Source organism: Candidatus Latescibacter sp. IFSED24 (assembly GCF_058273205.1).
Window position 1 is genome coordinate 75,713 of sequence record NZ_CM177850.1, and the last position, 14,438, is coordinate 90,150.

The following is a 14,438-nucleotide window of genomic DNA, read 5'->3' on the forward strand; positions in this document are numbered from 1 at the left end:
GGATCATGGGTGTGCAACGGCGTCTCGGTATTCCTGACGGAGGAGTGGCCCATGCATCAGGGAAGGTCCCTGGCGATTCTCGTCCTGTTCGCGGCGGTGGCCGCGTTCGCCGGCGATCCGCGGGCAGCGGTGGACGCCGCCCCTTACGTCCAGCTCGCCATCGACTGTGCCGAGCAGGAATACCCCAACAAGATCGCCCACACCATGCAGTCGGACGCCGACCAGGGCACGCCGCGCTCGCTCCATCCGGCGTTCTACGGCTGCTTCGACTGGCACTCGTCGGTGCACGGCCACTGGCTGCTGGCGGCGTTCGCGCGGCGGTATCCGGAGCACGAGCTGGCGTCCGAGGCCCGCCGCATCCTCGACGCGCACCTGCAGCCCGACGCCATGGCCGCCGAGGTCGCCTACTTGCAGGCCGAGGGCCGCGCCTCGTGGGAGCGCCCCTACGGCCTGGCCTGGCTCCTGCAGCTCGCCGGCACGCTCCACGCCTGGGAAGATCCCGACGCCCGGCGCTGGGCCGCCGCGCTGCGCCCTCTCGAACTTGCCTGCAAGGACCGCCTGGCCGTCTGGTTGCCCAAGCTCACCTACCCCATCCGCACCGGTGAACACAGCCAGACCGCGTTCGCGTTCGGTCTGGCCCTGGATTACACGAGGTCGGTGGGCGACACGAGCTTCGCGGCTCTGCTGGAGGAGACCACGCGCCGCCTCTACACCGACGACCGCGGCGTGGATCTGGCGTTCGAGCCCTCGGGGCAGGATTTCCTCTCGCCCGCGCTGGCCGAGGCCGACCTCATGCGCCGGGTGCTGCCGCCGGTCGAGTTCGCCGAGTGGCTCGACGGGTTCTTGCCGCAGATCCCGTCGGTCTCAGGTCCGGAGTGGCTGCCCGTGGCGGTGGTCTCCGACCGCAGCGACGGCAAGCTGGCGCATCTCGACGGCCTCAACCTGAGCCGCGGCTGGATGCTGGCGGGGATCCGGCGGGGGCTGCCAGCCGACGATCCGCGGCGCGAAGTGTTGCAGGGGGCCGGCGTGCGGCACGTGGCGGCCGGCCACGAGGGCCTGGCCGCCGGCCATTACGAGGGCGGGCACTGGCTGGGGACGTTCGCCATGTATGGGTTACTGGCCCGCGAGACGCCGTGAGGGTGGGGTCGTGCCGGAGGGCTACTGCGTGATCTCCGGCGCGTAGCCCGGGATGATGTCCGCGGAGTAGCTCTCGGTGTCCAGCATGGAGATCCCGATGAACAGCGCCACGAACGCCACGGCGCCGAGGAACGCCACGCGGTGGAACGGCTTGTCCCAGCGCAGGTGCATGAAGATCTCGGCCACCAGGCCGGCCTTCACCGTGGCGATGATCAGGGCGACGTAGATGTTCCACTTGCCGAGGTCGACGTAGGTCACGGCCACCGTCAGCACGGTCAGCACGATGAGCGCGCCGAACACGCCCGCCAGCATCCACAACGGCACGGGATGGGGGTGGAGGTCGCCGCCGTCCGGTTCGTCGTGGACGGAACCGGTGTCCTGGGGCTGGAGAATGTAGCCGGGCTCGTTCATGGCGTCCTCCGTCAGTGGATCAGGTAGAGCAGGGGGAACAGGAAGATCCAGATCAGGTCGACCAGGTGCCAGTAGAGGCCGCCCAGGTCGACGGCGGTGTAGTTGCGCGAGCCGAAATCGCCGCGGACGGCGCGCGCCAGCAGCCAGCTGATCATGATCATGCCGGCGATGACGTGGACCCCGTGCAGGCCGGTCATCACGAAGTAGATGCCGAAGAAGATGTGGAGGTTGCGGGGGATGTCCTCGGGGGCATGGCCGTGGGCCACGGTGACCTCGGCGGCCTGGTCGAGCTCGGTCATCACGGCGTCGGCCTCGGTGTCGTGGGCCGCCCCGGGTTCGGTGGCATGCTCGTCGATCACCACGGTGCCATGCTCGGTGTCGTGCCCGCCCGCGTGCTCCTGCAAGGCGGCGTAGTCGAACCGCTCGCCCCACAGGAGGCCGTGCTGCCACTTGTGGTGGTACTCGACGGCCTTGATGCCGAGGAAGCCGAAGCCGCAGAGCAGGGTCACCGCGAGCAGGCCCACCAGCAGGCGGCGCTGGCCCAGCATGGCCGCGCGCACCGCCCAGGCCATGGTGAACGAGCTGAACAGCAGGACGATGGTGTTGATGGCGCCCAGGTTCTTGTCGAGCAGGGTGTGGGCGTAGAGGAAGATCTCGGGATGGTTGGCGCGGTAGATGGCGTAGGCGCAGAACAGGCCGCCGAACATCAGGATCTCGGTCACCAGGAACAGCCACATGCCGAGCTTGTGGCTGCCGAACTGCTGGGCGCGCGTGTCGAAGTGGTGCGCCAGGTGGTGCTTGCCCTCGTACGTGGGGGTGGCGGCGGCGTTCATGTGCTCGGCGTCTCCTTGTGGCTCTGGCGGCGGACGAAGCCGCGCTCGGCGTCGTCCCACTCGAGACCCGTGAAGTCGTAGGGGTCGGTCAAGAGCAGCGGGCCGTCGAAGTTGTGGTGGATCGGCGGCGACGCGGCCTGCCACTCGAGCGAGGCGCCGCCCCACGGGTTGGCGGCGGCGCGCCGGCCGGCGATCAGGCTGTGCAGGAGCACGCCGGCGGCCATGAACAGGCCGATCGCCAGGACGTAGCTGCCCAGGGTGGAGAGCTGGTGGTAGATCTCGAACTCGGGCGGGTAGTTGAAGTACCGCCGCGGCATGCCCTTGGCGCCCATGACGAACTGGACGAAGAACGTCAGGTTGAAGCCGATGAACACCAGGACCGCGCCGATGTTGCCCCACTTCTGCGAGAACTCGCGGCCGAACATCTTGGGCCACCAGTGGTAGATGCCCGCGAGGAAGGCGATCATCACGCCGCCCATCATGGTGTAGTGGAAGTGGGCGACGATGAAGTAGGTGTCGTGCAGGTGGACGTCGGTGGCGAGGGTGGCCAGGAAGAGGCCCGTCAGGCCGCCGATGCCGAACAGAAAGATGAACGACAGCGTGTAGACCATGGCGGTCTCGAGCTTGATGGCGCCCTTGTACATGGTGCTCAACCAGTTGAAGACCTTCACCGCCGAGGGGATCGACACCGAGAAGGTGAGCGCCGAGAAGATCACCGCCGCCAGCTCGCTCTGACCCGAGACGAACATGTGGTGCCCCCAGACCAGGAAGCTGAAGATGGCGATGGCGATGCTCGAGTAGGCGATGGCGCGGTAGCCGAAGATGGGCTTGCGGCTGTAGATCGACACCAGCTCCGAGATCACGCCCATGGCGGGCAGGATCATGATGTAGACCGCGGGGTGGCTGTAGAACCAGAAGAAGTGCTGGAAGAGCACGGGGTCGCCGCCCAGGGCGGGGTCGAAGATGCCGATGCCCAGCGCGCGCTCGGCGATCAGCAGCAGCACCGTGATGGCGAGCACCGGGGTGGCCAGCACCTGGATGATCGCCGTGCTGTAGAGCGCCCACAGCATGAGCGGCATGCGGAACCAGCCCATGCCGGCGGGGCGCATCTTGTGGATGGTGACGATGAAGTTGATGCCGGTGAAGATGCTGCTGAAGCCGAGCACGAACACCGACAGGGTGACCAGGATCACCGCGCCGTTGGTCGTGGTGCTGTAGGGCGTGTAGAACGTCCAGCCGGTGTCGACCCCGCCGGCCAGGATCGAGCACACCGCCATGATCGCGCCGACCATGTAGATGTGGAAGCTGGCCAGATTGAGCCGCGGCAGCGCCACGTCCTTGGCGCCGAGCATCAACGGCAGGATGAAGTTGCCCAGCGCGGCGGGGATGCCCGGAATGATGAACAGGAAGGTCATCACCGCGCCGTGGAGCGTGAACAGCCGGTTGTAGTCGTCGGCGTCCATGATGGTGCGCGTGGGGGTGAGCAGCTCGGTGCGCACCAGCAGCGCGAAGATCCCGCCGAGCAGGAACGAGAAGAGGATGGCGGCCAGGTACATCACCCCGATGCGCTTGTGGTCGAGGGTGAAGAGCCAGCTGCGCCAGCCGCGGTCGCAGGTCAGGTAGTTGCCGCCGTGGTCGTGGTCGGCGGTGCCGGCGAGGTGGCCGGCGGTGGTCGTGGCGCCCGTGTTCATGGCTACTGCTCCTCCGTGGCTTCGGCGGCGGCTTCGTCGGTGGCGGACTCCTCGTCGGTGCCGCCGAGGCTGGAGTTGGACTTGAGGTAGGCGATGATGTAGGTGATTTCCTTGTCCTTGAGCTTGCCCGCGTAGGTGGGCATGACCGGATCGAAGCCGGCGACGACCGACGCCATGGGCTCGAGGATGGACTCGCGGATATAGTTGTCGTCGGCCACGATCTGCCGACCCTCGCGGGTGGCGAAGGTGTGGCCGTAGAGCTCCTTGAAGCTGGGGCCGATGCCACCGGTGCCGTCGAGGCTGTGGCACTGGACGCAGCCCTTGCGCCGCACCAGCATCTCGCCCGCCTCGGCCGGCGGCATGGTGTCGTAGAGGTTGGCGGCCTTCTCGAGCCAGGTCTCGAAGCGACCCGACTCGTGCACCGTCACCATTGACAACATGTCCGAGTGGCCGGTGCCGCAGTACTCGGTGCAGAGCAGCGGGTAGGTGCCGGCCTCGTTGGCCTCGAACCAGGTGCGGGTGTAGCGGCCGGGCACCACGTCCTTCTTCACGCGGAAGGCGGGGATCCACAGCGAGTGGATGACGTCCTCGCTGGTCATGGTCAGCTTCACCGGGCGGTCCACGGGCACGTGCAGTTCGTCGCTGACGTAGCCGTTGGGGTAGGTGAAGAACCATTGCCACTTCTGGCCGGTGACCGTGATCTCGTAGGCGTTGCGCGGCGGGGTGGCGATGTTCATGAAGCTCTTGAAGCCCACCACGAAGAGGATCAGCGAGACGATGACCGGGATCGCGGTCCAGGTCACTTCCAGCGCGGTGCTGTGGGTGGCCGAGCGGCCGGCCTCCTCGCCGGGGCTGCGGCGCCGGTAGCGCACCACGAACCAGGCCATCAGGCCCACGATCAGCGCGAAGAAGAACACCGAGATCCAGTAGATCACGTAGAAGACGGTGTCGACCTCGCCGGCGTTGGACGAGGCCTGGGCCGGCATCCAGAACGAGTCGGGTAGCTGGGCCAGGAACGGGCGCAGGGCGGCCAGCGGCGCGGCCGCGGCAGCATGGGATAGGTCGCTCAAGGGCTCGTGTCTCCTCGGTGGCGTCGACCGCCACCACGAGGGGGCGGGCAGGTTCGGCCCGATGGGTATCGGGTCAGGCGCCGAAACTGGTCTTGAATATCGACCTGAATTGTCGGAGTTGCAACCTGCCGTGCAAAAAAAGACCAAGCACGGGTGGTAAACCGGGATACGGTGGCGAATAAGGACTATCCGCAGCGAAAATCAGCTGCCAACGCTGGTCCGCTGGATTCGCCGCTCCCGTCGCCGGAATCCCAGCACCACCCCCACGATGACCACCACCGTGACTATTCCTCCGGCCTTCATGATGTTCCGCGCCGCCGGTCCGTAGCGGCCGGTCTCGGCGTCGTAGTGGAAGCAGAAGAGCAGGAACTTGTCGAGGCTGCTGCCGGTGTGGCCGTCGGCGGCCTCCACCAGGCTGAGCTGGAGCGTCTTGGGGTCGAACTGGATGCCGTAGAGGTAGCGCATGACGCGGCCGTCGGGGGACAGCACGATGAGCACCGCGGCGTGGGCGTACTCCTGGCGCTTGTCGTTCCACTTGAAGCCGAAGCCCACCGCGTCGGTGAGCGCCCGGATCTGGTCCTCGCGGCCGGTGAGCCAGTGCCAGCCCTGGGCGGCGGCCGGGCGCTGGTACTGCTGCAGGTAGCCCTGCTTCTTGGCCCTGGCCAGGGTGGCGGTCTCGGTGTGGTCGATGCTCACCGAGAGCACCACGTATTCCTCGCCGGCGGTCTGCTTCATGCCGTTCATGGCGTCGACCATGCCGTTGGCCACCAGGCCGCAGAGCATGGGGCAGCCCATGTAGCCCAGGTTGAGGATCACCGGGCGGGCGCCGTCGAAGTACTTGGCCAGGGTCACGTCCTGGCCGTTCTCGTCCTGGAACCGGAGGTCCAGCGGGACCTGGTCGGCGAGCTTCTCGGTCACGCCCACGCCCTCGAGTTCGGCGGGCAGCGGCTCGCCGCGGGCGTCGGTGTCCTTGAGGTCGGTCTGGGCGGCGAGCGGTCCGGCGACGAGCGCCAGCACCAGCGCTGCGAAAACAAACAGCCGCATATCCCTCTCCTTCGGCGGCGATCAGCAAAAAAGGCCCGGCCGGAGCCGGGCCCTGTCCGACACGTAACTACAGACCCTCGCGGACCACCAGTTCCATGGCGCGCTCGACGGGGATGGCCACCTTGCCCTGTTCCTGGTCGAGCAGTCGGTAGCTGTGCAGCGCCTCCTGCTGGGCGGCGGTGGCCGAGGCCAACTCCTCGCTGCGGGGCTCGATGACCTTGCGCACGTACTCGTCGTTCTGGGCCTTGTAGAACCAGCCCTGGACCAGGAGGATGAGGGCGAAGACCAGGATCACCAGCAGCAGGCCGATGGTCACGATCATGCCGGTCTCGAGGTTGTCCTTGGCGGCTGCCATGCGGTCGTTTCCTTTCGGATCAGGCGTTCTCGAAGGCCAGCGATTCGTCGAGGCGCGGATCGCCCACGGGCACCAGGTGGCCGGTGCCGGCGAGGCGGGCCACCAGCGCGAGCCAGATCCCGCCCACGGCGAGCAGGCACAGGAGGTCGAGCAGGCTGAGCGGCACGCGCTCGGGGCTGAAGACGGGCATGGCCACCCAGTAAAGGTTGCAGTACTGCATGACCAGGATCCACACCGCCCAGAACGCCAGCAGCTTGCGACTGCGCTTGGCGAAGCGCGAGATCAGGCCGGCGAACGGCAAGAGGAACGCGCCCACCGCGAGCAGCAGGCCGAGCTGGCCCCAGCCCGAGTTCTGGCGGATCAGGTACCAGGCGGTCTCCTCGGGGATGTTGCCGTACCAGTAGAGCAGGTACTGGCTGAAGGCGATGTACGCCCAGAAGAACGTGAAGGCGAACATGAGCTTGCCGTAGTCGTGGAAGTGCTCGGCCGAGACCAGGCGCTCGAGCCGGCCCGAGTTCTGCAGGCCCATGGTCACCAGGGTGAGCACCGCGTAGAACGCCACGAAGCTGCCGGCGAAGTAGTAGATGCCGAAGATGGTGCTGAACCAGGCGGCGTCCAGCGACATCAAAAGGTCCATGGCGGCGAACGAGCAGGTCAAGGCGAAGATCAGGATCGCGGGGCCCGAGCGGTTCTCCAGGCGCAGGGTGAGCGCCTTGTCCTTGCTCGCGTCCTGGGCGCGGCTGGTGCGCCAGTAGAACAGCGCGAGCCAGGTCCAGACCACGAAGTAGAACGCCCAGCGGATGTAGAAGAACGGCGCGTTCAAGAGCGGTGCCTTGTGTGCGGCCAGCTCGGGGGTGATGTGCTGGGGCGCGGCGCTGGCCCAGTCGTAGACCTGGCTAAGGTTCAGCACCACCGGCAGGCTCAGCAGCGCCAGGAAGGGCAGCGCCATGGCCATGACCTCGGCCAGACGACGGATCACCACCGACCAGCTCGCGCGGGTCACGAACTGGATGGGCAGGAAGATCAGCGCGCCCAGGCTGATGCCCAAAAACAGCGCGAAGCTCACCAGCCAGCTGAACGAGAAGTGGCGGAGGTGATCGCCCTCGGTCACGCCAAGCAGCAGCGCGCCGGCCAGGGCGAGCACGCCCACGGCGCCGGCGATGCGGCAGACGCGCGGACCCAGGTTGCCCATCTCGATGAGGGTGTCGCTCAGCTTGGGGATCGGACGTTCGGTCACGGTTCGTCTCCTGGGTCAGCCAAGGTTATCGGTCAACGCAGTGTGCGCCGGTTCTCCTCGGGCACGTCTTCGAGGGTGGCGTTGCGGGCCCGCTGCAGTGCGCGGACGTAGGCCACGATGGCCCAGCGATCCTCCGGCGAGATCTGGTGGTTGTAGGCCGGCATGTTGCGGATGCCGTTGGTGATGACGTTGAACAGGTAGCCGTGGGACCGCGCCACCACCGTCTCGGTGGCCAGGTCGGTGGGGGGCGTCCAGGTGCCCTGCTCGAGCGACTCGGCGCGGCGGTGGGTCATGCCGTCGCCGGCGCCGCCGAGGCCGTGGCAGGTGGCGCAGAAGATCTCGAAACGCTCCTGGCCGCGGGCCATCAGCGCCTCGGTCACGGGCAGCGGGAACGCCGCGGTCTCGGTGCTGTCGGGCTCGAGGCCGCGGTAGAGCCGCGAGTCCTCGCGAAGCAGGCCGCGGGCCACGGTGCCCTCGGACCACTGGCGCATGGCGCGCCCGTCGGCGAAGAACGGGTTGACGGTCTGGGCCTTGAACTTGACCTGGCTGTCCATGTCGGGGATGACCTGGATGCGGCCCGCGGTCTTGTTGGGGTCGTTCCAGTTCTTCACCACGCAGGCCATGGGGACCAGCGACAGGGCCAGCAGGATGAGCCCGATGTAGATCAGTGGACGTGGCATCTCAATCCTCCGCCTCGTCATGGACCTCTTCCACCGCCAGGCCGCCGAGGGATTCGAGGAGCGCGCGGGTGCGGGCGGGGTCGAACCGGGGGTCGTCCTTCTCGATGACGATGAAGAAGCGGTCGCTGGTGGCGCGCTGGAACCGCTGGTTGCTGAAGAGCGGGTGGTGCAGGCGCGGCAGGCCGTTCATGGTCCACATGCCGAAGAACGTGGCGAACGCGCTGAAGAGCACGGTCAGCTCGAAAGTCACCGGCGCGGCGGCGGGCCAGCCGAAGAGCGGCTTGCCCGAGATGATGAAGGGATAGTCCACCGCATTCATCCACCAGATCATCAGGAGCGCCGCGGTCAGGCCGGTCAGGCCGCCGCCCAGCACCAGGAAGGGCAGCTTGGTGCCGCGGATGCCCATGGCGGCGTCCATGCCGTGGATGGGGAACGGAGTGTGGGCGTCCCACTTCCGGTAGCCGGCGTCGCGGACCTTCTCGCAGCCGGCGACCAGGTCGTGGGCGTCGTCGAATTCGACCAGCAGGCCGTAGAAACGATCATGACGGCTGTCGGTCATGGCCGCACCTCCTTGCCCATGGGACCGTGATCGCCGCGGGGGATGTCGCCGTGGTAGTCGCCCACCGGGTGCGCCGGGCCGCCGTGCACGCTCGCGGCGGGCATCACCGTCTTGACCTCGGCCATGGCCACCATGGGCAGGAAGCGGATGAACAGCAGCACCAGGGTGAAGAAGAGGCCGAAGCTGCCCACGAAGGTGAGGATGTCCACCATGGTGGGCTGATAGTAGGCCCAGCTCGACGGCAGGAAGTCGCGGCTCAGCGAGGTCACGGTGATCACGAAGCGCTCGAACCACATGCCGATGTTCACGAAGATGTAGATGATCCACATGGCGGGCAGCGAGTGCCGGATCTTCTTGAACCAGAAGAGCTGCGGCGAGATCACGTTGCAGCTGACCATGATCCAGTACGCCCAGGCGTAGGGGCCGAAGGCGCGGTTGACGAAGGCGAACTGCTCGAGGGGATTGCCGCCGTACCAGGCGATGAAGAACTCCATGGCGTAGGCGTAGCCCACCATGCTGCCGGTGGCCAGGATGATCTTGTTCATGTTGTCGAGGTGATGCTTGGTGATGAAGTGCTTCAGGCCGAACCACTGCCGCGCCGGCACCAGCAGGGTGCCCACCATGGCGAAGCCGGAGAACACGGCGCCGGCCACGAAGTAGGGCGGGAAGATGGTGGTGTGCCAGCCGGGGATCTGGCTGACGGCGAAGTCGAACGACACCACCGAGTGCACCGAGAGGACCAGCGGCGTGGCCAGGCCGGCGAGCAGCAGATACGCCTTCTCGAAGCGGTGCCAGTGGCGGTGGCTGCCGCGCCAGCCGATGGCGAAGAACCCGTAGGCCAGCTTGCGGCCCTTGGTCTTGGCGCGGTCGCGCAGCGTGGCCAGGTCGGGGACCATGCCGGTGAACCAGAAGAGCAGCGAGACCGTGGCGTAGGTGCCCACGGCGAACACGTCCCACAGGAGCGGGCTGCGGAAGTTGGGCCACATGGCCTGGTAGTTGGGGATGGGGAAGAGCCAGTGCACCACCCAGATGCGGCCGACGTGGACCGCGGGGAAGATGCCGGCGCAGACCACCGCGAAGATGGTCATGGCCTCGGCGAAGCGGTTGATCGAGGTGCGCCACTTCTGGCGCAGCAGGAAGAGGATCGCCGAGATCAGCGTGCCGGCGTGGCCGATGCCCACCCAGAACACGAAGTTCACGATGGCCCAGCCCCAGCCCACGGTGCTGTTGACGCCCCAGACGCCCACGCCGGTGGTGATCAGGTAGCCCAGCATGGCGAACAGCACGCCGGTCAGGGCGGCCGAGCAGGTGATGGCGATGTACCAGGCCCGGGGCGGTTTGGGCTTCTCGACGATGCCGCAGACCCGGTCGGTCACCGTGGTGAAGGTCTCGCCGCCCAGGACGAGGTCGGTGGGGGTGCCGGGATCGTTGATGGTGTTGTCGATCTCGGGCGCAGCGGTGGCGCGATTCATGCGTCAGGCTCCGGTTTCCCTCTGGCGGCGGGGTGAGCGCCGCGGTCCGTGGCGGCTAATGTCCGCCGTGGCCGTGATCGTCGTGGTCGCCCTGGCCGTGGCCGGCGGGGGCGGCATGGTCGGCACCGTGGTCGGCGTGCATCGCCAGACTCGGGTGCGGGTTGCGGATGCGCGCCATGTAGCTGGTGCGCGGCTTGATGTTCAGGAACGCCAGCATGTCGTAGCTGCGCTTGTCGGCGCGGGCCTTCGCCACGCGGCTCTCGGGGTCGTTGAGGTCGCCGAAGGTGATGGCCTCGGTGGGGCAGGTCTGGGCGCACGCGGGGAGGATCTCGCCGTCGCGCAACGGCCGCCGCTCGTTCTTGGCCTTGATCTTCCCGTTCTGGATGCGCTGCACGCAGTAGGTGCACTTCTCCATGACGCCGCGGGCGCGCACGGTGACCTCGGGGTTCAGGCGCATCTTCTCGGTCTCGGTGATCTCGTCGATGTTGTTGAAGAAGTTGAAGCGGCGGACCTTGTAGGGGCAGTTGTTGGCGCAGTACCGCGTGCCGACGCAGCGGTTGTAGGCCATGGCGTTGAGCCCCTCCTCGGTGTGGACGGTGGCCGCCACCGGGCAGACTCCCTCGCAGGGCGCCATCTCGCAATGGGCGCAGGCCACCGGCTGGGCGGCGATGTCGGGGCTCTCGGGGTCGCCCTGGAAGTAGCGGTCCACGCGCAGCCAGTGCATCTCGCGGCTGCGGCCCACCTCCTCCTTGCCGACCACGGGGATGTTATTCTCGGCCTGGCAGGCCACGGCGCAGGCGTTGCAGCCGGTGCAGATCGACAGGTCGATGGACATGCCCCACTTGTGGCCGGTGTAGTCCTTCTCGGTCCACAGCGACACCAGCGGCGGATGGTGGATGCCCTGGTGGTCGACGAACTCGGGGTGCTCGATGTAGTGGTTTAGATCGGCCTCGCGCACCAGCGAGCCGGTGCGGCGTTCGCGCTCCTGGTAACCCTTGGGGTCGATGGCGTGGTGGTCCTGGGTGCAGCTCAGGGGGTAGCTGCGGCCGGTCTTGCGGACGGTGAGGCCGGGGCCGCCGTGCAGCGCGGCGTTGGGGCGCAGCGCGTAGGCGTCGTGGCCCACGCCCTGGCCCACGCGGCCGCAGTCCTGGCGACCGTAGCCCAGGGTCACGGTCACGGTGTGCGCGGCGTGGCCGGGCAGGACGTAGGCGGGCATGTGCTGCTTGCGGCCGTGGAATTCCAGCTCGAGCAGGTCGCCGTGGCCGACGCCCAGCTCGGCGGCGGTGGCCGGGCTCAGGCTGGCCACGTTGTCCCAGACCACCTTGGTGGCGAAGTCGGGCATCTCCTGGAGCCAGGCGTTGTCGGCGTAGCGGCCGTCATAGAGGCACGGGTCGGCGGCGATCACCAGTTCCAGTCGGTCCTGACCGGGCGCCGGCACGCTGGCCAGCTCGAGCCGGTTGCCCGCGAGGGCGGGCACCGCGGGGGCGTCCGGGGCGGGCAGGAAGCCGTCGTGCAGGAAGCGGCGCCAGCGTTCCTCGAAGCGCGGGTTGTTCCGCGGCGCCTCGCCGGTGCCGCCACCGTGGCGGTGGAACGTGGTGCGCACCAGGTCGTGGCCGCGGGGGGCGGGCTCGCCCAGGATCATGGCCAGCAGCTCGAGGTCGCTGCGGGCGCCGTAGAGCGGCTCGATGAGCGGCTGGATCGCCAGCACGCTGCCATCGGCGGCCACGGTGTCGCCCCAGCTCTCGAGATAGTGGGCGCGCGGCAGGTGCCAGGAAGAGCGGTGGCTGGTGGCGTCCTGGTGGCCGGCCAGGTGGATGGTCACGCCGACCTTGCCGAGGGCGGCCGCCAGGTCGAGGTCGGCCGGGGCGGTGGCCACCGGGTTGCCGTCGAGGATCACCAGCGTGTCGATGCGGCCGGCGGTGATGTCGTCGACGAGGGCGCGCAGGTCGGGATCCAGGGCGGCGGCCGGGCGCAGCGCCACCGTGCGGCCCAGGTTGCCCAGCGCCGCGTTCAGCACGTGGGCGAGCTGATGGGCGGCGGCGGGTTGGCGGTCGCCCACGGCGACCAGGCCGGCGCCGCGATGGCGGACCAGATCGTCGGCCAGGGCCGCGATCACCTCGGGCCGGGCGGCCTTGCCGCGCCAGGCCGTGAGGTCGCCGCCGTCGAATCCGGCGCCGGCGGGGATGGCGACATGGTGGCCGAGGAAGATCTCGGCGGCCAGCGCGGCCAGCGCGGCGGGCACCTGGGTGCGCGCCAGCGGCACGCGATGGTCGGCCAGGGTGCCGGTCTGACTGATGGTGGTCTCGAAGACGTAGAGCCGGTTCATGACGTCGCGGTCGGGCCGCCGGTGCCGGGCGAACATGCGCGCGTTGCGCAGGCCGCCCTGGTGGGCGTGGAGCAGGTCGCAGTCGAAGTCGGCCACGATGCGGGCGTGCTCGAGCAGTGGCACGTCGCGCAGCGGTCGGCCGAAGGCGCGGGCGGCGCCCTCGATGCGGGTGCGGTCGGAAATGGGCTCGTGCCTGTACCAGCGCGCGGCGGCGAACTGCTGCTGCAACTGGCGGCGCAGGCGCGCGCGCGTGGGCGATCCGGAAACGCCGGCGAGGAAGGCGAGGCCCTGGCCGCGGCTGCTGGTCAGCTTGGGGAAATGGTCGGCGGCGAAGGCGGCGAACTCCTCCCAGCCGGCCTTGACCTCCTGGCCGCGCTCGCGGCGCACCACGGTGCGGCTGCGGTCCACGTTCCAGACGTCGAGGACGCTGGCCTGCTGCTGGGCGGTGGTGGCGCCCAGGCTCCAGGCGTGGTCGGGATTTCCGTCGACCTTGATGGGTCGGCCGTCGAAGCTGGTCGCGAGCAGCGCGGCGCCCACGCCGCCCGTCTCGATGGCGGTGGCGAACTGGCGCGTCTCGCCCGGGATGTAGCCCTCGGGGCGCTTGGCGAAGGGGACGATCTTCTCCTCGGGCCAGCGGCAGCCCGCGAGGCCGGCCATGGCGGTGGACGCGGCCATGATCTGCAGGAAGCGCCGCCTGCTCAGGCCGCTGTCGGGCGGCTGGATGCCGGTGGGGAACTCGTTCTCCAGGTGCTGGCGGAACTCGTCGCTCTGGGACAGTTCCTGCAGGCTGCGCCAGTATCCGCGGCCGCTGAGTCCGGCCTTGCTCGTCGTGGTCATGCTTCCCTCCGTCGTCGCTCCCGGCGGTCGTGGCACCTAGCGATGACAGGTCGTGCAGTCGGTGGACGGGTTGATGTCGTGAACCTGGCGCAGCCGCGCTCCCAGCACCGTGGGGTCCTCGTCGGGCACCCAGTCCATGCTGGTGACGAACTCGACCGGACGCAGGTGGGGCTCGGGATTGCGGTGGCAATCCAGGCACCAGCTCATGGTCAGCTTCTCCTGCTGGGAGACCACTTCCATGCGGTCGACGCGCCCGTGGCAGCTCACGCAACCCACCCCGGCGGTGATGTGTGCGCTGTGGTTGAAATAGGCGTAATCAGCCAGATCGTGGACCCGCACCCAGGGAATGGTCTTGCCCGAGGCATAGGACTCGCGCACCGGCAGCAGCTTGGCGCTCTCGGTGTGCACGGTCTTGTGGCAGTTCATGCAGACCTGGGCGGTGGGGATGCTCGCATGGGCGGAGCTCTCCACGGTGGTGTGGCAGTAGCGGCAATCCAGACCCAGCTCGCCCACGTGCAGCGCATGGCTGTAGGGGACCGGCTGCTCGGGAGCGTAGCCGATGGCCGAGTTGCGGGGATGGAAGACCGCGGTCACCAGGACCGTCATGTAGACCAGGCCACCGATGGCGATCACGGCCGAGGCCGGGGCCAGGAGGTTGGTCCAGCGGGGGAACAGGAATCGTTTCTCGCGCGTGGCGGGCTCCGGCGACGGAGCCTGGGGGCCCTTCTCGTGGTCGTCAGCCAAGGGGGGCGTCCTCCCGGTGGGCTGAAAGGTCGTTCTGGATGC

General features: G+C 68.4%; 13 protein-coding genes. 1 reads left to right on the forward strand and 12 read right to left on the reverse strand.

Annotated elements, in window-relative coordinates:
* Positions 1–51 precede the first annotated feature (51 nt).
* On the forward strand, positions 52–1,137 hold the full coding sequence (locus IFSED24_RS00290) for a DUF2891 domain-containing protein (protein WP_491333224.1): 1,086 nt from the start codon (positions 52–54) through the stop codon (positions 1,135–1,137).
* 21 nt (positions 1,138–1,158) lie between these two features.
* On the opposite strand, the gene IFSED24_RS00295 is transcribed toward IFSED24_RS00290, so the two are convergent.
* The 12 genes from IFSED24_RS00295 to IFSED24_RS00350 form a co-directional block, all read right to left on the reverse strand.
* Positions 1,159–1,548 carry a cytochrome C oxidase subunit IV family protein gene (locus tag IFSED24_RS00295; protein ID WP_491333225.1) on the reverse strand — a complete coding sequence of 130 codons (390 nt, stop codon included), beginning with the start codon at positions 1,546–1,548 and terminating at the stop codon, positions 1,159–1,161.
* A gap of 11 nt (positions 1,549–1,559) precedes the next feature.
* Positions 1,560–2,381, reverse strand: coding sequence for a cytochrome c oxidase subunit 3 family protein (locus tag IFSED24_RS00300; protein WP_491333226.1), 822 nt, complete (start codon positions 2,379–2,381; stop codon positions 1,560–1,562).
* The gene (locus tag IFSED24_RS00305) at positions 2,378–4,072 is read right to left on the reverse strand and encodes a cytochrome c oxidase subunit I (RefSeq protein ID WP_491333227.1); all 1,695 of its coding nucleotides are present in this window, start codon (positions 4,070–4,072) and stop codon (positions 2,378–2,380) included. Before IFSED24_RS00305 ends, IFSED24_RS00300 begins: the two co-directional genes overlap by 4 nt.
* Before the next feature lie 2 nt (positions 4,073–4,074).
* Positions 4,075–5,142: a cytochrome c oxidase subunit II gene (gene coxB / locus IFSED24_RS00310; RefSeq protein WP_491333228.1), complete on the reverse strand. Its 1,068-nt coding sequence runs from the start codon at positions 5,140–5,142 to the stop codon at positions 4,075–4,077.
* Positions 5,143–5,343: 201 nt separating this feature from the next.
* Complete coding sequence (locus IFSED24_RS00315) at positions 5,344–6,186, reverse strand: SCO family protein (protein ID WP_491333229.1); 843 nt, start codon at positions 6,184–6,186, stop codon at positions 5,344–5,346.
* A 67-nt stretch (positions 6,187–6,253) separates the two neighbouring features.
* Positions 6,254–6,541 (reverse strand): hypothetical protein, encoded by a 288-nt coding sequence (locus IFSED24_RS00320; RefSeq protein ID WP_491333230.1) that lies wholly within the window; start codon positions 6,539–6,541, stop codon positions 6,254–6,256.
* Positions 6,542–6,560: 19 nt separating this feature from the next.
* Positions 6,561–7,778 carry a quinol:cytochrome C oxidoreductase gene (locus IFSED24_RS00325; protein ID WP_491333231.1) on the reverse strand — a complete coding sequence of 406 codons (1,218 nt, stop codon included), beginning with the start codon at positions 7,776–7,778 and terminating at the stop codon, positions 6,561–6,563.
* Positions 7,779–7,810: 32 nt separating this feature from the next.
* On the reverse strand, positions 7,811–8,458 hold the full coding sequence (locus IFSED24_RS00330) for a c-type cytochrome (protein ID WP_491333232.1): 648 nt from the start codon (positions 8,456–8,458) through the stop codon (positions 7,811–7,813).
* A gap of 1 nt (position 8,459) precedes the next feature.
* Positions 8,460–9,017 carry a DUF3341 domain-containing protein gene (locus IFSED24_RS00335; protein ID WP_491333233.1) on the reverse strand — a complete coding sequence of 186 codons (558 nt, stop codon included), beginning with the start codon at positions 9,015–9,017 and terminating at the stop codon, positions 8,460–8,462.
* Complete coding sequence (gene nrfD / locus IFSED24_RS00340) at positions 9,014–10,489, reverse strand: NrfD/PsrC family molybdoenzyme membrane anchor subunit (protein ID WP_491333234.1); 1,476 nt, start codon at positions 10,487–10,489, stop codon at positions 9,014–9,016. The genes IFSED24_RS00335 and nrfD overlap by 4 nt, the downstream gene beginning before the upstream one ends.
* 55 nt (positions 10,490–10,544) lie before the next feature.
* Entirely contained in the window at positions 10,545–13,652 is a 3,108-nt protein-coding gene (locus IFSED24_RS00345; RefSeq protein ID WP_491333235.1) for a TAT-variant-translocated molybdopterin oxidoreductase, read from the reverse strand.
* A 36-nt stretch (positions 13,653–13,688) separates the two neighbouring features.
* Positions 13,689–14,396 carry a cytochrome c3 family protein gene (locus IFSED24_RS00350; RefSeq protein ID WP_491333236.1) on the reverse strand — a complete coding sequence of 236 codons (708 nt, stop codon included), beginning with the start codon at positions 14,394–14,396 and terminating at the stop codon, positions 13,689–13,691.
* Positions 14,397–14,438 lie beyond the last annotated feature (42 nt).